The sequence below is a fragment of the Cupriavidus sp. C2SS-8b genome (genome assembly GCF_057073745.1).
Genome location: NZ_CP172716.1, coordinates 2,198,354 through 2,222,537, shown reverse-complemented (window position 1 = coordinate 2,222,537; position 24,184 = coordinate 2,198,354). Strand labels below are relative to the sequence as shown.

Genomic DNA, 24,184 nt, shown 5'->3' with positions numbered 1-24,184 from the left:
CTTCACCGATTGCCGATTCCGGCCAGCGGGCCGCTGAGGCACACTCCGTCGAAACGCAATCGCGGCCGATGCACCGACAGGCCGCAACGGAACGGAGACAAGCATGGCGCAACAGATTCTCGAGGGCATCCGCGTCCTCGAACTCGGGCAACTGATTGCTGGCCCTTTCGCCGCCAAGACCCTGGCCGACTTCGGCGCCCACGTGGTGAAGGTCGAGCCGCCAGGGCAGGGCGACCCGCTGCGCAAATGGCGCATGCTGCATGAAGGCACCTCGGTGTGGTGGGAAGCGCAATCGCGCAACAAGGAGTCGATCTGCATCGACCTGCGCCAGCCGGAAGGGCAGGCGCTGGTGCGCAAGCTGGCCGCCGAGGCCGACGTGCTGATCGAGAATTTCCGCCCCGGCACCATGGAGAAGTGGGGCCTTGGCTGGGACGTGCTGCACGCCGACAATCCGCGCCTGATCATGCTGCGCGTGTCGGGCTATGGCCAGACCGGCCCCAAGAAGGATGAGCCTGGCTTCGCCGCCGTGGCCGAGGCCATGGCCGGCCTGCGCCACCTGACCGGCGAGCCGGGCCGTGCACCCGTGCGCGCGGGCCTGTCGCTTGGCGATACGATCGCCGGGCTGCACGGCGCGATGGGCGTGCTGCTCGCCCTCTACCAGCGCGATGCGCGTGGCGGCGAGGGGCAGGTCATCGACGTGGCGCTGTATGAGTCGCTGTTCAACCTGAGCGAAAGCCTGCTGCCGGAGTACTCGGCATTCGGTGCGGTGCGCCAGCCTGCCGGGGGCGCGCTGCCCGGCATTGCGCCGTCGAACGCCTATCCGTGCCAGGGCGGCGAATACGTGCTGGTGGCCGCCAATGGTGATGCCATCTTCAAACGCATGATGCATGCGATCGGCCGCGCCGACCTGGCGGAGGATCCGGCGCTCGCGCAGAACGACGGCCGCGTGAAACGGGTCGACGAGATCGACGCTGCCATTGCGGCCTGGACCAGCACGCAGAGCGTGGATGCGGTGCTGGCCGTGCTGCGCGAGGCCCAGGTGCCGTCGGGGCGCATCTACACCGTGAAGGACATCGCCGAAGACCCGCACTACCGTGCGCGTGGCGTGATCGAGTCGGTCACGTCGGCCGGCGGCCTGACCGTGGAAGTGCCCGGCGTCGTGCCGAAGCTCTCGGGCAGTCCTGGCGGCATCCATGACCGCGCCCCGACGCTTGGCGAGCATACCGATGCCGTGCTGGCACAGGCCGGGTTTGACGCCGCGGCCATTGCCGGCCTGCGTGCCCGCAAGGTGATCGCATGAGCGCCGCCGCAAGCTCAGCCCTGCGCGGCCCGGCCCGCATCGAGATCAACGAGGTGTCGCCGCGCGACGGTCTGCAGATCGAGCCGGTGGTGGTGCCGACCGATGCCAAGGTGGCCTTCCTCGATGCGTTGTCCGCTTGCGGCTTCGCACGGATCGAAGCAACGTCTTTCACATCCGCCAAAGCCATCCCCGCGCTGGCCGATGCCGAGGCCCTGATGCACCGCATGCACCGCCAGCCCGGCGTGCGCTACACCGCGCTGGTGCCGAACCTGCGCGGCCTGGAACGCGCGCTGTCGTGCCGGCCGGACGAGGTCAACCTGGTGATGTCGGTCAGCGAAACCCACAACCGCGCCAACCTGCGCATGACGCGCAAGCAATCGCAGGCGCAGTTGCTGGCGATGATCGCCGAGGCGCGCGCCGCCGGCGTGCCGGTCAACGTGTCGTTGTCGACGGTGTTCGGCTGCCCGTTCGAGGGCGAGGTCGACAGCGATGCGGTGATGGCGCTGGCCGAGACCTTTGCGCAGGCCGGCGCGGAAGGCATCACGCTTTGCGACACCACCGGCATGGCTTATCCGAACCAGGTGGCGCAGCTGTGCGAGCAGTTCCAGCAGCGCTTGCCGGATGCGGGGCTGACCATCCATCTGCACAACACGCGCGGCATGGGGCTGGCCAATGCGGTGGCGGCATGGGAAACCGGCGTCACGCGCTTCGATGCCGCCGCCGGCGGTTTGGGAGGCTGCCCTTATGCGCCGGGCGCCAGCGGCAACGTCGGCACCGAGGAACTCGCGCACATGTTCGCCTGCATGGGCGTGCAGACGGGCGTGGACCTGCCGGCGCTGCTTGACGTCGTGGCCGGCATTCCGGCGCTGGTGGACCGCGAGATCGGCAGCCAGCTGCTGCGCGCCGGTCCGCGCCTGCGCACCCATCAGCCGCCGGCCTGGCTGGCTGACCACTTCGCCGGACAGGACTAGCTCCCTGCGGCAAGCGCGCGGCCGGAAGGCGCGCGTCACCATAAAAAATCAGCAATACGATACCGGAGACATTCCATGAAGCAAGCTTTTTTCTTCCTGCCTGCACGCCGCAAGCTGATGGCGGCAGCCATGCTCGCCGTTGGTGGCGTCATCGCGGCGACGACCCCGCATGCCTTTGCCCAGGACGGCAGCTACCCGGCGCGCCCCGTCACGCTGGTGGTGTCGGCCGCAGCCGGCGGCACCACCGATCTCGCGGCCCGCATGATTTCCGAGCCGCTGGCCAAGGCCCTGGGGCAGGCCGTGGTCGTGGACAACCGCCCGGGCGGCAACGGCAGCATCGCCGCGCAGGTCGTGGCACGGGCCAAGCCCGATGGCTACACGCTGCTGGTGCAGTACTCGGGCTTCCACGTCATTACGCCGCTGCTGGTGAAGAACCTGCCGTGGGACCCGGTCAAGGATTTCGCGCCGGTGGCCAATCTGCTGTCGGCGCCGCAGGTGCTGGTGGTGCGCCAGGGGCTGCCGGTCAAGTCGCTCAAGGAGCTGGTGGCCTATGCCAAGAGCCATCCGGACAAGCTGAACTACGCGTCATCGGGCAACGGCTCGCTGCAGCATGTCTCGACCGAGTTGCTGAACCAGATGGCGGGGATCCACATCACCCACGTGCCGTACAAGGGTACGGGGCCGGCGATGACCGACCTGCTCGGCGGCAACGTCGACATGACCATGACCACGCCGCCGCCGCTGATGGGCCATATCGCCGCGGGCAAGCTGCGCCCGCTCGTGGTGACCAGCAAGACCCGGCTGCCCAGCCTGAAGGACGTGCCGTCGGCGCCGGAAGCGGGCTACCCCGACCTGGACGTGTCGTCGTGGTTCGCCATGTACGCACCGGCGGGCACGCCCAAGCCCGTGATCGACAAGCTGGTTGGCGAAATCGAAAAGATCATGCGCACTGAAGCGTTCCGCAAGAAGGCCGAGGAACTCGGCGCGCAAGCTGATTTCATGGGGCCGCAGCAGCTGGCGCAGTACCAGAAGGCAGAACTGGCGCGCTGGGCCAAGGTCATCAAGTCCGCCGACATCCACGCCGAGTAAGCGGACGGCAAGCCGATCGAAAGCTAAGGGGCGTAAGCTGGGGCCGGCTGCCATTTGGCCGGCTTTAGGTGTTCGCCCCGATGCGGGTCCGTGAAGGGTCCGCTAGCATCGCACTGAGCCGCCGCGCGGCACGCCGTTTGCAGACCCCAACGGGCAGGAGAATCAAATGGATAACAAGAAATTCTGGAAACAGTTGCTGATCGCGCCGGCGTTGTTCCTGGCAGGGTGGCTCACCTTCGGCCAGGCGCAGGCACAGGGCAAGCCGGAAAAGACCAAGGTCACGATTGCCGTCGGCGGCAAGAACCTGTTCTATTACCTGCCGCTGACCATCGCCGAGCGGCTTGGCTACTTCAAGGATGAAGGGCTGGACGTCGACATCGTCGACTTCGCCGGCGGCGCCAAGGCGCTTCAGGCCGTGGTGGGCGGCAGCGCGGACGTGGTGTCCGGCGCGTACGAGCACACCATCGGCCTGCAAGCCAAGGGCCAGCGCTACCAGGAGTTCGTGCTCCAGGGCCGCGCGCCGCAGATCGTGCTGGTGGTGTCGAACAAGACCATGCCGAACTTCAAGTCGGTCGCCGACCTGAAGGGCAAGAAGATCGGCGTGACCGCGCCGGGCTCGTCGACCAACATGATGGCGAACTTCGTGCTGGCCAAGGCCGGCCTCAAGCCGTCGGACGTGTCGTTCATCGGCGTCGGCGCCAGCGCCGGCGCGGTGGCGGCGATGCGTTCGGGCCAGATCGATGCCATGGCCAACCTGGACCCAGTGATCTCGATGCTGACGCAGAAGAACGAAGTCCGCATCGCATCGGATACCCGCACGCTCAAGGACACGCAATCGGTGTTTGGCGGCAACATGCCGTCGGGCTGCCTGTACGCGTCGTCTGCGTTCATCCAGCAGAACCCGAATACCACGCAGGCGCTGACCAATGCCATGGTGCGCGCGCTGAAGTGGCTGCAGAAGGCCGGCCCGTCGGACATCGTCAAGACCGTGCCGGAGAGCTACCTGCTGGGCGACCGCGCGCTGTACCTGGCCGCCTGGGACAAGGTCAAGGAAGCGATCTCGCCGGACGGCGTGATGCCGGCCGACGGTCCGCGCACCGCGCAGCACATGCTCCAGCAGTTCGATGCCGAACTGAAGGGCAAGACCATCAAGCTGGAAGACACGTACACCAACGCGTTCGTGCAGAAGGCCAACGCCAAGTACAAGTAAGCCCAGTTCACCCACACAGCCTCCGTTGCCGGCCCGCTGTGCGCAGCGGGCCTTTGCTTTGGGGGGCGGTGGCCATTCACTCACTCGATCCGAGCCGGCGCAAGCCGCGGCGGCAAGGCCAACGAGACGGTTTCCCATGAGCACTCCCGCACTTTCCCTCGACAAGGTCACCTGCACCTTTGTCTCGCGCGAAGACCGCACCCAGCGCTATACGGCGGTCAAGGACGTTACCCTGGCGATCCAGCCGGGCGAGTTCGTATCGGTGGTCGGCCCGACCGGCTGCGGCAAATCCACGCTGCTCAATGTCGGCGCCGGTCTGCTGGAGCCGTCCACCGGCAAGGTCACGGTCTTCGGCGAGCCGCTGCGGGGCATCAACCAGCGCGCCGGCTACATGTTCCAGGCCGAGGCGCTGATGCCGTGGCGCAGCGCGCTCGACAACGTGGTGGCGGGACTGGAGTTCCGCGGCGTGCCGCGTGCCGAGGCGGTGAAGCAGGGCGAGGAATGGCTGCGCCGCGTGGGCCTGGGCGGTTTCGGCGACCGCTATCCGCACCAGCTTTCCGGCGGCATGCGCAAGCGCGTCAGCCTGGCGCAGACGCTGGTACTGGACCCCGACATCATCCTGATGGACGAGCCGTTTTCCGCGCTCGATATCCAGACGCGGCAGCTGATGGAGAACGAGGTGCTGGACCTGTGGGCGGCCAAGCGCAAGGCGGTGCTGTTCATCACGCACGACCTCGACGAGGCGATTGCCATGAGCGACCGCGTGGTGGTGCTGTCCGCCGGACCGGGCACGCATCCGATCGGCGAGTTCGCGATCGACCTGCCGCGGCCACGCGACGTGGCGGAGATCCGCAACCATCCGCGCTTTGTCGAGCTGCACGCCGCAATCTGGGACGTGCTGCGCGAAGAAGTCCTCAAGGGCTATGCGCAGCAGCGCAACGCGGCCTGAACCCGACGGCCAATCTGATACCGAACCCGAATTCCCATGGCATTCCGTCCTGACTCAAAGGGCATGCTGCGCGTCTGGCAGCTGCTGGTCCTGGTGGTGATCCTCGGCGTGTGGCACTTCGCCACGCGCTCGCAAGAGATCGCCTTCTTCTTTGGCGAGCCGCTGATGGTGGCGCAGCGCATCTGGAACTGGTTTATCGTCGAACGCGATATTTACCTGCACCTCGGCGTGACGCTGATCGAAACGGTGCTGGCTTTCGGCATCGGCACCGTGGCCGGCCTGGGCGTCGGCCTGTGGCTGGCGCTGAGCCCGATGACCGCGGCCATCCTCGACCCGTACGTGAAGGCGATGAACTCGATGCCGCGCGTGATCCTGGCGCCGATCTTCGCGGTGTGGTTTGGGCTGGGAATCTGGTCCAAGGTGGCGTTGGCCGTGACGCTGGTGTTCTTCATCGTGTTCTTCAACGTCTACCAGGGCGTGAAGGAAGTCAGCCCGGTGGTGCTGGCCAACGCGCGCATGCTGGGTGCCAACCAGCAGCAACTGCTGCGCCACGTGTACCTGCCGAGCGCGACGAGCTGGGTGTTTTCGTCGTTGCACACCTCGGTGGGCCTGGCCTTCGTCGGCGCGGTGGTGGGCGAATATCTCGGCTCCGCGCGCGGCGTGGGCTACCTGATCCTGCAGGCCGAGGGCACCTTCGACATCAACACCGTGTTCGCGGGCATCGTGGTGCTGACGGCCTTCGCGCTGGTGCTGGACTGGATGGTCGGTATCGGCGAAAAGCGGCTGATGAAGTGGCAGCCGAAGACCGGCGAGACCGAAAAACTCTGAACGGACGCTAGGGCAGCGACTGGCCGCGCGCGGGGAAGCGCACCGTGACGGTCAGGCCGCCGCCGGGCGTCTCGTCCAGTTCAGCGACAGCCTGGTGCAGCCTGGCGATCTCCCTGACGATCGGCAGGCCAAGCCCGGTGCCTTCCACGCCCTGGCCGCTCTCGCCGCGGTAAAAGCGCCGGAACACGTCTTCGCGCTCGGCCGGCGCAATGCCAGGGCCGTTGTCGATCACCTGCAGCACGGCGGCGCCGTCCGTTTCCTGGGCGACCCTGACCGTGACGGTGGCGCCATCGCCCGCATAGCGGATGGCGTTGTCGATCAGGTTGGCGGTCAGCTCCTGCAGCAGTTCCGTTTGCCCGAGCACGGTCGCCGGCTTGTCCCCCTCGAAACCCAGATCGACGCCCTGGCGGCGCGCCACCGGCGCCCATTCCAGCGCCACCGCGCGCGCCGAGGCGTCGAGCGGCAGATCGCGTAGCGTGGGCATGTAGCCGCTTTCGGAGTCCAGCCGCGACAGCGACAGCAGTTGCTGCACGCCCTTGGCGGCATGGCGCACGGTACCGTGCAGCACGCGCATGTGTTCGCGCACGCGCTCGCCATCGGGCTCGCGCAGCGCCAGTTCGGATTCGGCCTGGATCACGGCCAGTGGCGTCTTGAGCTGGTGCGCGGCATCGGCGAAGAAGCGCTTGCGCGCCTGCAGCATGCGGTGCAGGCGGTCGACGTACTGGTTGAGCGCGCGCACCAGCGGCTTCATCTCCGACGGCAGGTCGCGGTGCTCGATCGGATCGAGCTGGCTGGCGCTGCGCGACGCCACGGTATCGGACAGGCGGTGCAGGGGCCGCAGGCCGCGGCGTACGCCGAGCCAGACGATCCCCAGCGCCAGAGCCACCAGCACGAGTTCCTGCAGCAGCGAACCGACCAGGATCTCCCGCGCCAGCGCCTGGCGCGGCTCGATGGTTTCGCCGATGACGACCCATACCAGCTGGCTGCGTGCGGAGCCCACGTCGTGGACCGGCAGCGCCTGCGCCGCCATGCGCAGCGGCTGCTCGCGGAAGACGGTGTCGTAGAACACGGTCCGGTACAGCGGCGGGCGCGCGCCGGGCGGCCCCGGCAGGTCGTTGTAGCCGGTGACCGTGTCCCCATGGTCGTCGCGCACCTGGTAGAAGACATGCGGGCCGGCCTTGTCGTCGAACAGCTCCAGGGCGAGGTTCGGCACGTCGATTTCCAACCGGCCATCGCGCAGCGCAATGCCCTCGCGCATGGCGCGCAGCGAGGCTTCGAGCGTGCGGTCGAAGGCCGTGTGCGCCGCCGACATGGCGCGCTCGTAGGTGAGCCAGGCATCGAGTGCCAGCAATCCCAGCAGCGGCAGCAGCAGCCACAACGACAGTTGCAGGCGCAGGCTCGGCGTCCTGCCGAGGCGGCTCATGGCGCGGGATCTGCGCGCGCTTCGAGCAGGTAGCCGAGGCCCCGCAGGGTGACGATGCCCACGCCGCTGCCGTCCAGCTTCTTGCGCAGGCGGTGGATGTAGATCTCGATCGCATCGGGGTTGACCGACTCGTCGATGCCGAAGATCTTCTCGGACAGGGCCGCTTTGTTCACGGCCTTGCCATCGCGCAGCATCAGCACCTCAAGCACCGAGCGCTCGCGCTTCGTGAGCTGCAGCAGTTCGCCGTCGATGGTGAAAGCGTGGCTGATCGTGTCGTAATGCAGCGGGCCGCAATCGAGCTGCGTGGATTCGTGCCCGTGGCTGCGGCGAATCAGCGCACGTGCGCGCGCCTCCAGTTCCGAGAGATCGAAGGGCTTGGCCAGGTAGTCGTCCGCGCCCAGGTCCAGGCCACGCACGCGGTCTTCGACCGTGCCATGCGCGGTCAGGATCAGCACGGGCATGCGGTTGCGGCGCTGGCGCAGGCGGCGCAGCACCTCAAGGCCGTCGAGGCGCGGCAGGCCCAGGTCCAGGATCAGCAGCGCATAGTCCTGCGTGGCCAGCAGGTGGTCGGCGCTGCGGCCGTCGTGCATGCAGTCGACCGCGAAGCCGGCCTGGGTCATGGCCTGCGTCAGGGAGTTGGCCAGCATCACGTTGTCTTCGGCAAGCAGGATACGCATCAGGTAATTCAAGGCGGCAAGGCAGGCGGCGCGGCGGCATGGATTGGGCGGCGCTCGCTGCACAAGCGGGATGTGCCGGTCCGTGACCCGTCACGGCGCACAGCCCTGGGCGATTCAGTAAATGGAATGGCCCAGACTGATACAGCGAAGTGCGCGATCTTTAAAGCTAGGGAAACTCCCAACCCCGAGTTGGCGCAACACGCGCCAAAGCGCGTTCGCCCGAAAGCGAACTGAAAGTGCCGCTCCCCTACGATGCCGCCATTCGAGCGTTCCACCGCTTGCCGGACGGAACGCCATAACGACCAGGGGACAGTTGCGAGGGATGTGCCGGCAGACGGTTGCCGGCACCGGGGCCGGCGCGGGGCGGCCACGACTCCAACGCAATGCGCTGCCGGCTTGCCCGGCGGTCAAGATCCTCCGGCGCTAGCGACTGGCATTACCACAACAAGCAAAGCAAGGAGAGAAAGCATGAAACGTACGGCACTGGCACTGGCCTGCATCGGTCTGACGGGTACCGGTTCGGCCTTCGCGCAGTCGAGCGTGACGATGTATGGCCTGGTGGATGCGGGCGTCGAGTATGTCAACCATGCCGGGCCGAATGGCTCCGTGGTCAAGCTGACGTCGGGCGGCCGCAATACCTCGCGCTGGGGCCTCCGCGGTACCGAAGACCTGGGTGGTGGCCTGAAGGCTCTCTTCAACCTGGAAAGCGGCATCGCCATCGACACCGGCAATCTCGATACCAGCGGCACGCTGTTCGATCGCCGTGCCACGGTCGGCCTGAGCAGCAGCTATGGCCAGGTGGTGATGGGCCGCACCTTCACCACGACCTACGACTTCATGCTGCCTTTCGATCCGATGGGCTACGCGCCGAACTATTCGTGGGCGACGTCTTCGACCGCCACCGGCGGCCGCAAGGACGGGCTGTTCTCGCGCGCATCGAATGCCATCCGCTATGACGGCGCATTCGGCGGCTTCAAGCTGGGCGCGACCGCGGCCATGGGCGAAGTGGCGGGTGATTTCAAGACGTCGTCCAAATATGCCCTCGGTGTTGGGTACAACGCCGGCAAGTTCGCCGCCGCGGCGACCTGGGACCGCCAGAACGGCGCAGGCAGCAGCACCACGCCGGCCGATGCCACCGACTACATCCAGGGCATCCACGCTGGTGCCAGCTATGACTTCGGCAGCCTGTCGCTGTTCGCCGGCTACCGCAACTACAAGCGCACGCTGACCACGGGCGCGGCTTCGGAGCGCAGCGACATGTACTGGGGCGGCGCCAGCTACGACTTCACGCCGGCGTTCACGCTGTATGGCGCGGTCTACAAGCAGAACATCAAGGGCGGCAACGACGCCGACCCGATCCTGTTCTCGCTGCGTGCGCAATACTCGTTCTCGAAGCGCACGCTGGCCTATCTGTCGGCCGGCTACGCCAAGGCCCGCAACGGCCAGAACGTCAGCCTGTCGCGCGATTTCACCGGCTATGCCAACAGCCAGACTGGCGTGATGGCTGGTCTGCAGCACCGCTTCTGACGAGGTTCATGTCGATGCAGCAATCCACCGATTGCTGATTTGGGAACTGTCTTCCGCTGCCAGTAGGGGTGTGCATTCAGGTGGAAGACGGCTTGGGGCGAATTGCCTCATCAGAGGGCGCAGGGCGTTGCCGCACGCACTGCGCCCTTATTTTTATGACCGTTTCCGCTTCAGGGAACGATCACGACCTTGCCGGTCACCTTGCGCGCTTCCATGTCCTTGAGCGCTTGCGGCGCCTGTTCCAGCGCGTAGCGCGCGGAAATGTGCGGACGCAGCTTGCCTTCCTTGATCCAGCCCAGCATCTGCGCCATATTGGCCGCGTTGGCTCGCGGTTCGCGCCGCACGAAATCTCCCCAGAACACACCCACCAGCGATGCGCCCTTGAGCAGCGCCAGGTTCAGCGGGATCTTCGGGATCTCGCCATTGGCGAAGCCCACCACCAGATAGCGGCCGCGCCATCCGATCGAGCGGAAGGCCGGCTCGGCATAGACGCCGCCAACGGGGTCGTAGATCACGTCCGGGCCGTTGCCGTCGGTCAGCGCCTTGACGCGTTCGCGCAGGTCTTCGGTGCTGTAGTTGATCAGCGCGTCGGCGCCGTGCTCCTTGCAGACCGCGAGCTTTTCATCGGTCGATGCCGCCGCAATGACACGCGCGCCGATGGCCTTGCCGATCTCGATCGCAGCAAGACCGACGCCACCCGCGGCGCCCAGCACCAGCATGGTCTGGCCAGCCTTGAGTTCGCCGCGGTCCACCACCGCGTGGTGGGAGGTGCCGTAGGTGAGGGTGAACGCTGCCGCGGTTTCGAAATCGATGCCCGGCGGCATCGGCATGACCTTGTTGGCGGGCGCTTTCACGTGCGAGGCGAAGGCGCCATTGCCGAGATAGGCAATCACGTGGTCGCCCGGCTTGACGTGGCTCACGCCCGCGCCGACCGCGGTGACGATGCCTGCCAGTTCCGAACCCGGCGTGAACGGCAGTTCGGGCTTGGCCTGGTATTTGTTCTGGATGATGAGCACGTCCGGAAAGTTCACGCCGGCGGCCTTCACCTCGATCAGCACTTCGCCCTGGTCCGGGACCGGATCCGGCAGGGTTTCGACGGTCAGGGAATCGGGCGGCCCCCAGGCTTTGCACAGAACGGCTTTCATCTTGTCTCCGGTGATAGGTATGGGTGATTAATGCTGGCGCCTGTCCGCTGGCCGCGGCCAGACGGCAAAGCCAAGTGTAGCGCAAATAGCACGATCGTTTTTTTTCCCGCTTTCACCCGTTTGCGTCCCGATTGGCGACGCGGGACGGCAGCTTTCGCGGTGCCTGCGCAGGCCGCTTGTGCAGGCGCCGTCAGGTACAATCGCGGGATGCACATCCTTCTAGCCAACGACGACGGTTATCTCGCGCCGGGACTCGCCGTCTTGCACGCCGCGCTCGCTCCGCTGGCGCGCATCACGGTGATTGCACCCGAGCAAAACCACAGCGGGGCTTCGAACTCGCTGACGCTGCAGCGGCCCCTGTCGATCTACGAGGCGCGTGAAGGCGTGCAGAAGGGATTCCGCTTCGTCAACGGCACGCCGACCGACTGCGTGCATATCGCGCTGACCGGCCTGCTCGACGAGAAACCCGACCTGGTGGTCTCCGGCATCAACCAGGGGCAGAACATGGGCGAGGACGTGCTGTATTCCGGCACGGTCGCAGCCGCCATCGAAGGCTACCTGCTCGGCATTCCCTCGATTGCGTTCTCGCAGGTGCACAAGGGCTGGGAGCATCTCGACGCTGCTGCGCGTGTGGCACGTGCCGTGGTCGAGCGCGCGATTGCGACGCCGCCCACCGAGCCGTTCCTGCTGAACGTCAATATCCCGAACCTGCCTTTCGAACATATCAAGGGCTACCGCGCGACGCGGCTGGGCAAGCGGCATCCGTCGCAGCCGGTGATCACGCAAGTCAACCCGCGCGGCGATACCAACTACTGGATCGGCCCGGCGGGCGACGCACGCGATGCGAGCGAGGGCACCGATTTCCACGCGACGGGCGAGGGCTATGTGTCGCTGACGCCGTTGCAGCTCGACCTGACGCATCGCGGCCAGCTCGACGCGCTTGCCAAGTGGCTGAACTAGCCATTCCCGCCGTAGCGTCTCACCCCCGATGAGCCCAACGCCCCCTCGCAGCAAGTTTCCCCTGCCGCTGGACGCCGTCGTGCAGCGCAAGCCGGAACCGGCGCGCACGGCCGGCATGCCGGCAGTCGGCGCGCCACGCCCGGCAGGGGCGCCGGTCAAGCTCCGCGACAAGCAGCCCTCCACGCCCACGCCCGCGGCGAGTGCCGTGGAGGCACGCGCTTCGGCCGCGACGGCGGGCGGCGGCGGCATGGCGTCGGACCGCGCGCGCGGCGCGCTGGCGGCGCGGCTGCGTGCCGGGGGGATTCGCGACGAACGCGTGCTGGCCGCCATCGGCACCGTGCCGCGTCATCTGTTCGTCGAGCCAGGGCTGGCATCGCAGGCCTATGAGGATGCCGCGTTGCCCATTGGGCATCAGCAAACCATCTCGAAGCCGTCGGTGGTCGCGCGCATGATCGAACTCCTGCGCGAGGGACTGCCGGCGGCCACCCCCCTGGAGCGCGTGCTGGAGATCGGCACCGGCTGCGGCTACCAGGCCGCGGTGCTGAGCCTGGTCGCGCGTGAAGTTTTTTCCATCGAGCGCATCCGTCCGCTGCATGAGCAGGCGAAAGCGAACCTGCGGCCGCTGCGCGTGCCAAACCTGCGGCTGCATTATGGCGATGGCATGCTCGGCCTGCCGCAGGCGGCGCCGTTCTCGGCCATCATCCTTGCCGCGGCCGGCATGGACGTGCCACAGGCCCTGCTCGAGCAGCTTGCCATTGGCGGCCGGCTGATCGCGCCAGTGGCGCTGATGCCGCCACCGGGAGCGACGGGCCAGACGGTCACGCAGCAGCTCCTGCTGATCGAGCGGCTCAATCGGCATCGCTTTCACCGGACCGCGCTTGAAGCCGTTTTCTTTGTGCCCTTAAAATCGGGCACCATCTGAGTCGAACTATGCACAAGATCGTGAATTCGCATCACTTTGCACGCGCTGGCCAGCTTGTGGCGGCTTCCACGCTGGCGACGCTGTTGGCCGCCTGCGCCAATTCGCCGATGCCGGCGCCCGTGGTGGACCGCACCTCGACCGCCAGCACGGCGGCTGCGCCGCTGGAACCGGCACCTCCCGGATACTATCGGGTCAAGAGAGGCGATACCCTTTACCGCATCGCGCTCGAGAACGGCCAGTCGTATCGCGATGTCGCGGGCTGGAACAATATCAGCAACGCCAACCAGATCGAGGTGGGCCAGTTGTTGCGTGTCGTCCCGCCTGGCGCGGACGTCAATGCCGGCCAGGGCGTGACCACCACGCCGGTGGCGCCGGGTTCGATCCAGGGGCAGCCGCTTGACCAGGCGCGTCCGGCTGGCACGCCGGTGCCGCCTGCGCCGACCGCCGCCGCGCCCGCGGCAGGTGCCGCAGCGTCCGCCAGCACGTCCGCGCCGGTCGCCGACGGGGCGATGAAACTGGCGTGGCCGGCAACCGGCCAACTGATCGGTAAATTTGATGACAAGAGTAATAAAGGCATCGATATTGCGGGCAAGAAAGGCGATGCCGTGCTGGCTGCCGACGACGGTCGGGTGATTCACGTTGGCCCCTTGCGCGGCTACGGGAATCTTGTCATCATCAAACACAATGAGACATTTCTTACTGCCTACGGCCACAATGACAAGGTGCTGGTGGCAGAGCAATCAACGGTCCGCAAGGGACAGAAGATTGCGGAGATGGGCAACAGTGATACCGACCGGGTAAAGCTTCACTTCGAAGTTCGCAAGAACGGAAAACCGGTTGATCCGATGCGGTATCTGCCGCCACAGTGAGGGTTCATGCCACGCCAGAAAACTGTCTCCTCCGGAACCGCCAGCAGGGCCCGCCGTCCCAAGCAGCCGGAAGTGAAGGCTGGTGTGGCCCATGCCGACGATCGCGTTGATCTGGACGACGTCGGCGCTGATCTGCTCCCCGTCACCGATGAACCGATCGCGACCACCGCGGCGGTCGGCCTGCGCGAGGCCGACCTGCTCAGCGACGACAACGATCGCCAACTGCGCGATGACGACGACGATGAGGCAGAAGAGGAAGAAGAGAGCGAGGGCGAGAATGGCGCCGAGCCCGCCGCGGCAGAGCACGATGACTTCCGCACGGTCCTGCACACGGAACTGGCTGCCGATACGGTCCAGCACTACCTGAACCGCATCAGCATCAAGCCGCTGCTGTCGGCGCCCGAGGAGCTGCATTTCTCGACGTTGGCCAAGGACGGCGATTTTTCCGCGCGGCAGGTCATGATCGAGCGTAACTTGCGCCTGGTCGTGAGTATCGCCAAGGGATACCTTAACCGCGGCGTGCCGCTGCTGGACCTGATCGAGGAAGGCAACCTCGGCCTGATGCACGCGATCGAGAAATTCGATCCGTCGCGCGGCTTTCGTTTTTCCACTTATGCGACCTGGTGGATCCGCCAGAGCATCGAGCGCGCCATCATGAACCAGGCGCGCACGGTACGCTTGCCGGTCCACGTGATCCGTGAGCTCAACCAGGTGCTGCGTGCAAAGCGGCACCTGGAAAAAGGCGGCACCGACGGACGCGACGCCAGCCTCGAAGATATTGCCCACCTGCTGGGCAAGACGCCTGACGAAGTGCAGGACGTGCTGGCGCTTAACGAACATACCACCTCGCTCGATACGCCGTTTGACCTGGACCCGGGCTCCAGCCTGCTGGACTTCCTTTCCGACGAGCACAATGCCGCGCCGGACCAGGAGGTCGCGCACCGCGAGCTCGAAGGGCTGATGAAGCTGTGGCTGGCCCGCTTGTCGGAAAAGCACCGCTATGTGGTGGAGCGCCGCTTCGGGCTCAACCATATTGAACCTGCCACGCTCGAAGAGCTGGCCGAGGAAATGGGCCTGACGCGCGAGCGCGTGCGCCAGATCCAGCAGGAAGCCCTGGTCAAGCTCAAGCGGCATTTCGCATCGCAAGGTGTCAGGAAGGACGCTGTTCTATGACTCCTGTGCTGGTATTCGACATCGAGACCATTCCCGATGTCGACGGCCTGCGCCGTTTGCATGACCATCCCGCATCGATGAGCGACGACGAAGTCGCCGAGCATGCGTTCTCAGCCCGCCGCGAAAAGACCGGAAGCGATTTCCTGCCGCACTACCTGCAGCGCGTGGCAGCGATTTCCTGCGTGTTGCGCCGTACGCAGCGCGACGGATCGGCCGTCTTCCATGTCGGCTCGCTGGGAACCCTGGAGGATGGCGAAGCGACGCTGATCCAGAAATTCTACGAACTGATCGCACGTTACAGCCCGCAACTGGTGTCGTGGAATGGCGGCGGCTTCGACTTGCCCGTGCTGCACTACCGTGGCCTGGTCCACGGCGTTGCCGCGCCTCGCTACTGGGAAATGGGCGAGGGCCGCGAGGACGACAGCCGCGATTTCAAGTGGAATAACTACATCAGCCGCTACCACATGCGGCACCTGGACCTGATGGACCTGCTTGCCATGTACCAGCCGCGCGCCAGCGCACCGCTGGATGACCTGGCCAAGCTGTGCGGCTTCCCCGGCAAGATGGGCATGGACGGCAGCAAGGTATGGCGCGCGTTCCAGGATGGCCAGCTCGAATCCATCCGCGCGTACTGCGAGACCGACGTCGTCAATACGTATTTGATGTACTGCCGCTTCCAGCTGATGCGTGGCGGCGTGACGCCGCGCGAGTTCGACCTGGAGATGGAGCTGGTGCAGGAGTCGCTCGCCGAATTGCCGGGCGAGCAATGGATGGAATACCTCCAGGCGTTCCGCCTGAAGCGCCTGACGCCGGAAGACGAAGAGCTGGACTGAGTCACCGGCGGGCCCGGTCGCGCGGGCCCGCTTCAGCTCAGATGTCCAGTGACAGCACGATGGGCTGGTGGTCCGAGTCCTTCGTCGCGGCATTGACCTCGCACCGGCTGACCTGGCCGGCAAGATTCTCCGTCACGAAGACGAAATCGCAGGCGAAGGGCGGCTCAGGCCATTGCTCCTTGTCGTACATGGCGCAGGTGGGCGCGTGCGGCTTGCCCGGATGCCTGAGCAGCCATGCGTCGCGCCATGGCGTGGTGCCATCGTCGAAAGGCTCCAGCACGCGCCGGTAGGCAATGTCGGAGGGTTTGCTGTTGAAGTCGCCGCACAGGACGGCTTCTGATGGCCGGGGTTCCGGCGTGAACGGTCCCGGTGTGGATTCGCTGCGACCGGGCTTGCGCGCGTGGCCGCAGGCCTCGGCGTGCCAGTTGCGCAAGGCATCGGCCTGGGCCGCACGCTGGGTCGCCGAATAGTATTCCAGGTGCGTACAGATGACGCGCAGGAGTTTGCTTCCCGATTGAACAGTGGCTTCCAGTGCCACGCGGGGCATCGATGCCACATCGGGATCGGGCGGCCAGGGCAGGGCGTGGCGGAATACCTCATGCACCTGTAGCCGCGTGGCGATCACATTGCCGAACTGGCGCGGACCGCCGTTGCTGCCGAAGCGGTCGACGGCGGGGGCGAACATCACGCGATAGCCCGGCAGCAGCGCCGCCAGCTCCGCCACCTGATCGGCACCGGGAGCCCCGCGCAGATCGCCAAAGCCGCGTGTGACTTCCTGCAGGCAGATGACGTCGGCGTCTGCCATCGCGCGCATGGTGGCCACGCTGCGCGACAGGTCGACCTGTCCGTCGGCGCCCCGGCCCCACTGGATATTCCACGAAATCAGTTCCATGGCATGGCTCCTTTCGCGGTGCGCCACCGTTCGACCGGTTTCGCACTGCGTGTCTGGACTACAATCGCGCTTTCGCAAAACAATACGTCAGGTTTCGTCTGGTGTCCCAAGTCGTGTCCTCTCCGCAAGAAATGCCGGCAACGCCGCGTGCTGTATCTGCCAATCCCGCTCCCGCGGCCGCCGCGCCCGGTGCCGATCCCGTGGTCTCCATCGAAAGCCTCGACATGGAGGCCCGCGGCGTCGGTCGCCTGGTCAATGAGGACGGGACGCCCGGCAAGGTGATCTTCGTCGAGGGCGCGCTGCCCGGCGAGACCGTGAGCTACAAGAGCTATCGCCGCAAGCCGAGCTACGAGCAGGCTCACCTGCTCGAAATCCGGCAGGAATCCGTCATGCGGGTCAAGCCGGGCTGCCAGTATTTCGGCATCTGCGGCGGATGCTCGATGCAGCATCTGGACTCGCGCGCGCAGCTCGCCATCAAGCAGCGCGTGCTGGAAGACAATCTCTGGCATCTGTCGAAAGTCCGCCCGGAAGTGATGTTCCGGCCCATTGCCGGTCCGGACTGGGGCTACCGCTATCGGGCGCGCCTGACTGTACGGCACGTCGCCAAGAAGGGCGGGGTACTGGTCGGCTTCCACGAACGCAAGAGCAGCTATGTCGCGGATATGAAGAGCTGCGAGATTCTCCCGCCACATGTCTCCGCGATGCTAGTGCTGTTGCGCGAACTGGTGGGGAGTCTCTCGATCCTCGACCGCATGCCGCAAATCGAGCTGGCGGTCGGTCACGAAGTCACGGCGCTGGTGCTGCGTATTCTTGAGCCGCTGACCGAGGCAGACAAGGGTCTGCTGCGCGCGTTCGCCGATCAGCACAACGTCCAGTTCTGGCTGCAGCCCAAGGGGCCGGATACCGTTGCGCCGTTCTATCCGCTTGACCGGGAGCTGGCCTATACGCTGCCGGAGTTCGGCATCCGCATGCCGTTCAAGCCGACCGACTTCACGCAGGTCAACCACCAGATCAACCGCGTGCTCATTGGCCGTGCTTTGCGCCTGCTGGACGCGAAGCCGGATGACCGCCTGCTCGACCTGTTCTGCGGCATCGGCAACTTCACGCTGCCGCTGGCGACGCAAGGCCGCTCGGTCATGGGCATTGAAGGCAGCGAAGCGCTGACGACCCGCGCGCTGGCCAATGCCGGTCACAACGGGCTGGCGCACAAGACGGAATTCGCCTGCCGCAATCTGTTTGAAGTCACGGCCGACGATATCGCCGCGCTGGGCCGCTTTGACCGCTGGCTGGTCGATCCGCCGCGCGAGGGCGCGCTGGCGGTGTGCAAGGCGCTTGGTGAACTGGCGCAGCAGGGCAGCGACGTGCTTCCGAGCCGGATCGTCTACGTTTCATGCAGCCCGTCGACGCTGGCCCGCGATGCTGGCCTGCTGGTGCATGAGGCTGGCTACCGACTGGTGGGCGCGGGCGTCGTTAACATGTTCCCGCATACCTCGCACGTCGAGTCGATCGCCGTGTTCGAGCGGGGTTGAGTCGGCAGGCCAGCGATAGCCGCCCAATGAAAAACGCCGGCCATGTGGCCGGCGTTTTTCATCTTGCCTGTGGCAGGGTCAGTCCCGGCTGCCGCCGAAAATGCCCAGCAGGGCCAGCAGGTTCGTGAACACGTTGTAGACGTCGAGGTAGATCGCCAGGGTCGCGGTGATGTAGTTGGTTTCGCCGCCATTCACCACGCGCTGCACATCGAACAGGATGTAGGCCGAGAAGATGCCGATGGCGATGACCGACACCGTGATCATCAGCGACGGCAGTTGCAGCCAGATGTTGGCCACGCTGGCCAGGATCAGCAGGATCACGCCGACGAACAGGAACTTGCTCAGGCCAGAGAAATCACGCTTGCTGACCGTAGCAATGGTGGCCATGGCGCCGAATACGGCCGCGGTGCCGCCAAAGGCATACATGATCAGTGCCGGCCCGTTCGAGAACTGCAGCACCGCGCCGATCAGGCGCGACAGCATCAGTCCCATGAAGAACGTGAAGGCCAGCAACAGGACTACGCCCATGCTGCTGTTCTTGGTCTTCTCGATGCCGTAGAAGAACGCGAACGCGATGCCCAGGAAGAGGATCAGCGACAGGCCGGGGCTACCCGCCATGAAGCTGAAGCCGCTCGCCACGCCGATCCACGCGCCGAGCACGGTAGGGATCATCGAGATGGCCAGCAGCCAGTAAGTGTTGCGCAAGACCCGGTTGCGCACGACGACGTCACTGACCGTCGACGCATTGCCGAATCCATATGTGTTCAGCTTGTTATCCATGGTGACTCCTGTTTCTTAACGGTGAGGCGCCGGGGCAACCCGGTGCTGACGCATCGTCAATGTGGCATCGCCTCTGCGGAATTGCAAGGGGATTAAAGTGTTACATCGGTCACTTTCATGTGGGTGTGGTCGGGTTTGTTGCTCACGTTTGACGGTTTTGCATGTATTGCGTTCCGTGCATGAGGCAGGCGCCGGATAGGAAGAATGTGCTGCATCGCATGTTGCGGTGCCGCATCCGGCTTCCCTTGGGCCTGCATAGGGCGGGCGCGCTCGAAACCGTCATCGTCTCATGCTAGAATTCTCGTTTAATCCATTTGTAACCCCTTCATTTTTCGGAGTTTTTCATGGCGATTGAGCGCACCCTGTCGATTATCAAGCCGGATGCCGTGGCCAAGAACGTTATCGGCCAGATCTACGCCCGTTTCGAAGCTGCTGGCCTGAAGGTCATCGCTGCCAAGATGGTGCACCTGTCGCGCGGCGAAGCCGAGCAGTTCTACGCTGTCCACAAGGAGCGCCCCTTCTTCAAGGACCTGGTCGACTTCATGGTTTCGGGCCCGGTCATGATCCAGGCTCTGGAAGGCGAGAACGCTATCGCCAAGAACCGTGAGCTGATGGGCGCCACCGACCCGAAGAAGGCCGACAAGGGCACCATCCGCGCCGACTTCGCCGACAGCATCGATGCCAACGCCGTGCACGGTTCGGACGCTGCTGAAACCGCCGCTGTGGAAGTTGCCTTCTTCTTCCCTGGCATGAACGTTTACAGCCGTTGATTGTCTGGTCTTCCACAAGCCTGGACTAAAACGGAAGTTGAGTTTGCCGTCATGAACGATCTCGTCAACCTGCTCGACCTGGATGCGGACGCGCTCACCGCCTATTGCGGAGAGCTCGGCGAGAAGCCGTTTCGTGCGCGGCAGCTGCAACGCTGGATCCACCACTTCGGTGCCAGCCGTTTCGACGCCATGTCGGATCTCGCCAAGTCGCTGCGCGAAAAGCTCGCGACGCGCGCCGAGATCCGTTCGCCGGCCGTCATCACCGACCACTTGTCGGCTGACGGCACGCGCAAATGGCTGCTCGATGTCGGCAACGGCAACGCGGTGGAGACGGTGTACATCCCCGAGGAAACGCGCGGCACGCTGTGCGTCTCCTCGCAGGCCGGATGCGCCGTGAACTGCCGGTTCTGCTCGACCGGCAAGCAGGGTTTCTCGCGCAACCTGACCACGGGCGAGATCATCGGCCAGCTCTGGATGGCGGAATTCGCCATGCGCGAGCAACTTGGCCGTGGTCCCAAGGATGACCGCGTCATCTCCAACGTGGTGATGATGGGCATGGGCGAGCCGCTGCTGAACTACGACCAGATCGTCCCGGCCATGCGGCTGATGCTGGACGACAACGCGTATGGCCTGTCGCGCCGGCGCGTGACGCTGTCCACCTCTGGCGTGGTGCCGATGATGGACCGGCTGTCGAAAGACCTGCCGGTGGCCCTGGCGGTGTCGCTGCACGCGTCCAATGACGCCCTGCGCGACATGCTCGTGCCGCTGAACAAGAAGTATCCGCTGGCCGAACTGATGGCGGCATGCCGCCGCTACCTCGAGTTCGCGCCGCGCGACTTCGTTACCTTCGAATACTGCATGCTGGATGGCGTCAATGACGGCGTCGAGCATGCGCGGGAGCTGTTGAAGCTGGTGGCCGACGTGCCGTGCAAGTTCAACCTGATCCCGTTCAATCCCTTCCCCGAATCGGGCCTGAAGCGCTCCAACAACGAACAGATCCGGCGCTTTGCGCAGGTGTTGATGGACGCCGGCATCGTGACCACGATCCGCAAGACGCGTGGCGACGATATCGACGCGGCGTGCGGCCAGCTGGCCGGGGAAGTCAAGGATCGCACCCGGCTTGCCGAGCGCGGCAAGTTCGGCAAGATCACGCCTTTGGTGCCGGTCGCCGCGACTGGCCAAGCTGGGGAGGCTCGCCCTGCATGATCCGTCTGATCGCTGCAGTCCTGCTGGGGCTGCTGATGTTGTCCGCCTGCCAGTTGCCGTCAGCGCCCACGCAGGATCTCCAGACCACTTCCGACCAGACCGATGCACGGCGCCGCGCCAGCATCCGGCTGCAGCTGGCCACGAATTACCTCGAAGCCGGCCAGAACAGCGTTGCACTCGATGAGGTGAAGCAGGCGATTGCCGCCGATCCGACCATGGCCGATGCCTACCATGTGCGGGCGCTGACCTACATGGCCATGAACGAGAAGGCGCTGGCCGACGACAGCTTCCGCACGGCGGTTTCGATGCGTGGCAACGATGGCGACCTGCTCAACAACTATGGCTGGTTCCTGTGCCAGGAAGGGCGTTATAGCGAGGCAGTCCCGGTGCTGGAGCGTGCGGTGTCCGCGCCCTCGGCGGGCGGGCCGGCCAAGCCGCTGATCAGCCTCGGTGCTTGTCAGATTCGCAATGGCGCGGGCGCTGACGCCGAAAAGAACCTCAAGGCGGCGCTAGGCTATGACCGGAACAACCCGGTCGCCAGCACCAACCTGGCGCTGGTCTACTACCGGCGCGGCGATCTGAAGCAGGCTCAGCAGTACGTCGAGCGTGTCAACAACGGTAAATTCGCAAGCGCGCAATCCCTCTGGCTGGGTGCGCGCATTGCGCGTCGTCAGGGCGACACGGCAGCGCAGGGTGCCCTGGTGGCACAGCTGCGCCAACGTTTTCCCGACTCGCGCGAACTGAGCGCCTACGAACAAGGAGCATGGGATGAGTGAGCAAGAGCGCGCCGCAGGCCAGGCCGCATCGACGGGACACGTCGGCGGTGGCGCGACAGATTCGGAACGTGAAGCCGTAGCGCGCGAAATCGGCGCGCTGCTGGCGCAGGCACGGGAATCGCAACGGCTGTCCGTCGAGGACGTGAGCGCCCGGCTGAAAGTCGCCGCGCCAAAGCTGGCTGCGGTCGAGGCCGGTGACCTGGCCGCGCTGCCGGACGTCACCTTTGCGAAGGGCGTGATGCGTGCCTATGCGCGTATCCTGCACGTCGACGTGGACGCCTTGCTCGCGCGCTTCCAGCCGCGACCGGTGCAGGTGACGGAGATGGCGCGCCAGCGCGAAGGCGGCATCAACCAGACATTCGATGACCGTCGGCGCTTCGGTACGCGCAGCGGTGCCGGCGCCGGCGGACGCTGGGTCTGGCTGGCGCTGGTCGTCGCAGGCGTGGCGGCGGGCGGCTGGTTCGGGCTCGATCATATGAAGCAATGGCTGGAGGCGCGCAACAGCGCAGCGCCGGCCGCGCACGTCGAAGCGCAGGAGCAGCCGGCTCAGACGTCCGAGTCCGGCACCGTGACGGCCGCTCTGCCGCCGGTCATGGCCGGCGCCGACTCTCCGGCTCCGTCCGAGGCGTTGCCTGCCAGCGCGCCGGCCGCAGCCGCCGGCAACGCTGCCGTGCCCGTAGCGGTTGCGGCGGTGGCCCCAGCCGCGACCGTGGAGCCGGCCGCGCCGGTCGCCACGACGGCGCCCGCGGCGGCTGGCTCGGCACAGGGTGAACTGCAGATCAAGTTCGCGTCCGACACGTGGTACGAGATCCGCGATCGCAACGGCAAGGTCGTGCTGGGCGGCACCGCCAAGGCTGGCCAGGAGGTCTCGGGCGGAGGCGCGGCACCGTACAAGGTGGTCATCGGCAACGTGAAGGGCGTGGAGTCGATGAGCCGCAACGGCACGCCGGTCGACCTGAAGGCGGCCAACCGCAACAACGTCGCGCGGCTGACGCTGCCCTGACGCCAGCCCGGCACCGCATCATTGCGAGGTGGTAACGCTATGAACGAACAGCTTTGTCTTCCGGTACTGCCCGGCCCGCTGCCGCGCCGCGAAACGCGCCAGGCGCGTATCGCGTGGCGCGATAACATCGTCACGATCGGTGGCGGGGCGCCGGTGCGCGTGCAGTCGATGACCAATACGGACACCGTCGATGCCATCGGCACGGCCATCCAGGTCAAGGAGCTGGCGCGCGCAGGGTCCGAGATCGTGCGCATCACCGTCAATACGCCCGAGGCGGCCGCGGCCGTGCCGCACATTCGCGAGCAGCTCGACCGCATGGGCGTCGACGTGCCGCTGGTGGGTGACTTCCACTACAACGGCCACAAGCTGTTGCAGGACTATCCGGCTTGTGCCGAAGCGCTGTCGAAGTACCGCATCAATCCCGGTAATGTCGGGCAGGGTGCCAAGCGCGACACGCAGTTCGGCCAGATGATCGAGATGGCCTGCCGGTTCAACAAGCCGGTGCGCATCGGCGTCAACTGGGGCAGCCTGGACCAGGATCTGCTGGCGCGCATCATGGATGAGAACGCCAGCCGCGCCGAGCCCTGGCCCGCGCAGAGCGTGATGGTCGAGGCGCTGATCACATCGGCGATCGACTCGGCGAAGAAGGCCGAGGAAATCGGCTTGCCGGGCAACCAGATCATCCTGTCGTGCAAGGTGTCGCAGGTGCAGGAGCTGATCGCGGTGTACCGCGAGCTGGCGCGCCGCTGCGACTACGCGCTGCATCTCGGGCTGACCGAGGCGGGCATGGGCAGCAAGGGCATCGTAGCCTCGACGGCGGCGCTGTCGGTGCTGCTGCAGGAGGGCATCGGCGATACCATCCGCATCTCGCTGACCCCGGAACCGGGCGCGCCGCGCGAGAAGGAAGTCTATGTCGGGCAGGAAATCCTGCAGACCATGGGCATGCGCAACTTCACGCCGATGGTCATTGCCTGCCCGGGTTGCGGTCGTACCACCAGCACCGTGTTCCAGGAGCTGGCGGCAAGCATCCAAGCCTACCTGCGCGAGCAGATGCCCCACTGGAAGACGGCCTATCCGGGGGTCGAAGAGATGGACGTGGCCGTGATGGGCTGCATCGTCAACGGTCCGGGCGAGAGCAAGCACGCCAACATCGGCATCTCGCTGCCGGGCTCGGGCGAATCGCCGGCGGCGCCGGTGTTCGTGGATGGCGTCAAGGTCAAGACGCTGCGCGGCGAGCGTATCTCGGAAGAATTCCAGGCGATCGTCGACGAGTACGTTCGCACGCATTACGGCCCGGGTGCAGCGCGGGCAGAGAAGCAAGCGGTGGCCTGAGCCGGTATGGACCGGCTCAC

General features: G+C 65.8%; 23 protein-coding genes. 18 read left to right on the top strand and 5 right to left on the bottom strand.

The window, feature by feature from the left end; all coding sequences use genetic code 11:
* Positions 1–103 precede the first annotated feature (103 nt).
* The 6 genes from ACIGJB_RS10265 to ACIGJB_RS10240 all read left to right on the top strand — a co-directional run bounded on the left by ACIGJB_RS10265 (position 104) and on the right by ACIGJB_RS10240 (position 6,347).
* Entirely contained in the window at positions 104–1,300 is a 1,197-nt protein-coding gene (locus ACIGJB_RS10265) for a CaiB/BaiF CoA transferase family protein (protein ID WP_483729750.1), read from the top strand.
* The gene (locus ACIGJB_RS10260; protein WP_483729749.1) at positions 1,297–2,271 is read left to right on the top strand and encodes a hydroxymethylglutaryl-CoA lyase; all 975 of its coding nucleotides are present in this window, start codon (positions 1,297–1,299) and stop codon (positions 2,269–2,271) included. Before ACIGJB_RS10265 ends, ACIGJB_RS10260 begins: the two co-directional genes overlap by 4 nt.
* 75 nt (positions 2,272–2,346) lie before the next feature.
* Positions 2,347–3,360: a Bug family tripartite tricarboxylate transporter substrate binding protein gene (locus ACIGJB_RS10255; protein WP_483729748.1), complete on the top strand. Its 1,014-nt coding sequence runs from the start codon at positions 2,347–2,349 to the stop codon at positions 3,358–3,360.
* 166 nt (positions 3,361–3,526) lie between these two features.
* Positions 3,527–4,570 carry an ABC transporter substrate-binding protein gene (locus tag ACIGJB_RS10250; protein ID WP_483729747.1) on the top strand — a complete coding sequence of 348 codons (1,044 nt, stop codon included), beginning with the start codon at positions 3,527–3,529 and terminating at the stop codon, positions 4,568–4,570.
* A 136-nt stretch (positions 4,571–4,706) separates the two neighbouring features.
* A complete protein-coding gene (locus tag ACIGJB_RS10245; RefSeq protein WP_483729746.1) occupies positions 4,707–5,519 on the top strand; it encodes an ABC transporter ATP-binding protein in 813 nt (270 codons plus the stop codon).
* Between the two features lie 36 nt (positions 5,520–5,555).
* Positions 5,556–6,347: an ABC transporter permease gene (locus ACIGJB_RS10240; RefSeq protein WP_483708489.1), complete on the top strand. Its 792-nt coding sequence runs from the start codon at positions 5,556–5,558 to the stop codon at positions 6,345–6,347.
* 7 nt (positions 6,348–6,354) lie between these two features.
* Here ACIGJB_RS10240 and ACIGJB_RS10235 read toward each other — a convergent pair whose 3' ends face one another.
* Together ACIGJB_RS10235 and ACIGJB_RS10230 are read right to left on the bottom strand one after the other, a co-directional pair.
* The gene (locus ACIGJB_RS10235) at positions 6,355–7,770 is read right to left on the bottom strand and encodes a sensor histidine kinase N-terminal domain-containing protein (protein WP_483729745.1); all 1,416 of its coding nucleotides are present in this window, start codon (positions 7,768–7,770) and stop codon (positions 6,355–6,357) included.
* Complete coding sequence (locus ACIGJB_RS10230; RefSeq protein WP_483729744.1) at positions 7,767–8,447, bottom strand: response regulator; 681 nt, start codon at positions 8,445–8,447, stop codon at positions 7,767–7,769. Before ACIGJB_RS10230 ends, ACIGJB_RS10235 begins: the two co-directional genes overlap by 4 nt.
* Positions 8,448–8,915: 468 nt before the next feature.
* Here ACIGJB_RS10230 and ACIGJB_RS10225 point away from each other — a divergent pair, with 468 nt between their 5' ends.
* The gene (locus ACIGJB_RS10225) at positions 8,916–9,974 is read left to right on the top strand and encodes a porin (protein WP_483729743.1); all 1,059 of its coding nucleotides are present in this window, start codon (positions 8,916–8,918) and stop codon (positions 9,972–9,974) included.
* A 170-nt stretch (positions 9,975–10,144) separates the two neighbouring features.
* On the opposite strand, the gene ACIGJB_RS10220 is transcribed toward ACIGJB_RS10225, so the two are convergent.
* A complete protein-coding gene (locus ACIGJB_RS10220; protein WP_483729742.1) occupies positions 10,145–11,119 on the bottom strand; it encodes an NADPH:quinone oxidoreductase family protein in 975 nt (324 codons plus the stop codon).
* Positions 11,120–11,326: 207 nt separating this feature from the next.
* On the opposite strand from ACIGJB_RS10220, the gene surE reads away from it, so the two are divergent.
* Genes surE through ACIGJB_RS10195 form a run of 5 tightly spaced genes read left to right on the top strand, consistent with a single transcriptional unit; the run spans position 11,327 to position 15,876 of the window.
* The gene (surE, locus tag ACIGJB_RS10215) at positions 11,327–12,079 is read left to right on the top strand and encodes a 5'/3'-nucleotidase SurE (RefSeq protein ID WP_483708483.1); all 753 of its coding nucleotides are present in this window, start codon (positions 11,327–11,329) and stop codon (positions 12,077–12,079) included.
* Positions 12,080–12,107: 28 nt separating this feature from the next.
* A complete protein-coding gene (locus ACIGJB_RS10210; protein ID WP_483729741.1) occupies positions 12,108–13,001 on the top strand; it encodes a protein-L-isoaspartate(D-aspartate) O-methyltransferase in 894 nt (297 codons plus the stop codon).
* Between the two features lie 8 nt (positions 13,002–13,009).
* Positions 13,010–13,870 carry a peptidoglycan DD-metalloendopeptidase family protein gene (locus ACIGJB_RS10205; RefSeq protein WP_483729740.1) on the top strand — a complete coding sequence of 287 codons (861 nt, stop codon included), beginning with the start codon at positions 13,010–13,012 and terminating at the stop codon, positions 13,868–13,870.
* A 6-nt stretch (positions 13,871–13,876) separates the two neighbouring features.
* Positions 13,877–15,043 (top strand): RNA polymerase sigma factor RpoS, encoded by a 1,167-nt coding sequence (gene rpoS / locus ACIGJB_RS10200; RefSeq protein WP_483729739.1) that lies wholly within the window; start codon positions 13,877–13,879, stop codon positions 15,041–15,043.
* A complete protein-coding gene (locus ACIGJB_RS10195) occupies positions 15,040–15,876 on the top strand; it encodes a 3'-5' exonuclease (RefSeq protein ID WP_483729738.1) in 837 nt (278 codons plus the stop codon). Before rpoS ends, ACIGJB_RS10195 begins: the two co-directional genes overlap by 4 nt.
* Before the next feature lie 37 nt (positions 15,877–15,913).
* On the opposite strand, the gene ACIGJB_RS10190 is transcribed toward ACIGJB_RS10195, so the two are convergent.
* Positions 15,914–16,768, bottom strand: a complete 855-nt coding sequence (locus ACIGJB_RS10190; protein ID WP_483729737.1) for an endonuclease/exonuclease/phosphatase family protein — start codon at positions 16,766–16,768, stop codon at positions 15,914–15,916.
* Positions 16,769–16,899: 131 nt separating this feature from the next.
* Here ACIGJB_RS10190 and rlmD point away from each other — a divergent pair, with 131 nt between their 5' ends.
* On the top strand, positions 16,900–18,297 hold the full coding sequence (gene rlmD / locus ACIGJB_RS10185) for a 23S rRNA (uracil(1939)-C(5))-methyltransferase RlmD (protein ID WP_483732305.1): 1,398 nt from the start codon (positions 16,900–16,902) through the stop codon (positions 18,295–18,297).
* Positions 18,298–18,375: 78 nt separating this feature from the next.
* On the opposite strand, the gene ACIGJB_RS10180 is transcribed toward rlmD, so the two are convergent.
* Positions 18,376–19,077 (bottom strand): Bax inhibitor-1/YccA family protein, encoded by a 702-nt coding sequence (locus tag ACIGJB_RS10180; RefSeq protein ID WP_483708477.1) that lies wholly within the window; start codon positions 19,075–19,077, stop codon positions 18,376–18,378.
* Positions 19,078–19,421: 344 nt separating this feature from the next.
* On the opposite strand from ACIGJB_RS10180, the gene ndk reads away from it, so the two are divergent.
* From ndk to ispG, 5 genes are read left to right on the top strand one after another with little or no spacing between them, the layout of a single operon-like run.
* The gene (ndk, locus tag ACIGJB_RS10175; RefSeq protein WP_483708476.1) at positions 19,422–19,847 is read left to right on the top strand and encodes a nucleoside-diphosphate kinase; all 426 of its coding nucleotides are present in this window, start codon (positions 19,422–19,424) and stop codon (positions 19,845–19,847) included.
* 51 nt (positions 19,848–19,898) lie between these two features.
* Positions 19,899–21,053: a dual-specificity RNA methyltransferase RlmN gene (rlmN, locus tag ACIGJB_RS10170; RefSeq protein ID WP_483729736.1), complete on the top strand. Its 1,155-nt coding sequence runs from the start codon at positions 19,899–19,901 to the stop codon at positions 21,051–21,053.
* Positions 21,050–21,829 carry a type IV pilus biogenesis/stability protein PilW gene (gene pilW / locus ACIGJB_RS10165; RefSeq protein WP_483708473.1) on the top strand — a complete coding sequence of 260 codons (780 nt, stop codon included), beginning with the start codon at positions 21,050–21,052 and terminating at the stop codon, positions 21,827–21,829. Before rlmN ends, pilW begins: the two co-directional genes overlap by 4 nt.
* Complete coding sequence (locus tag ACIGJB_RS10160) at positions 21,822–22,832, top strand: RodZ domain-containing protein (protein WP_483729735.1); 1,011 nt, start codon at positions 21,822–21,824, stop codon at positions 22,830–22,832. Before pilW ends, ACIGJB_RS10160 begins: the two co-directional genes overlap by 8 nt.
* Positions 22,833–22,871: 39 nt before the next feature.
* Positions 22,872–24,164 carry a flavodoxin-dependent (E)-4-hydroxy-3-methylbut-2-enyl-diphosphate synthase gene (ispG, locus tag ACIGJB_RS10155; RefSeq protein WP_483729734.1) on the top strand — a complete coding sequence of 431 codons (1,293 nt, stop codon included), beginning with the start codon at positions 22,872–22,874 and terminating at the stop codon, positions 24,162–24,164.
* The last annotated feature ends 20 nt before the right edge of the window (positions 24,165–24,184 follow it).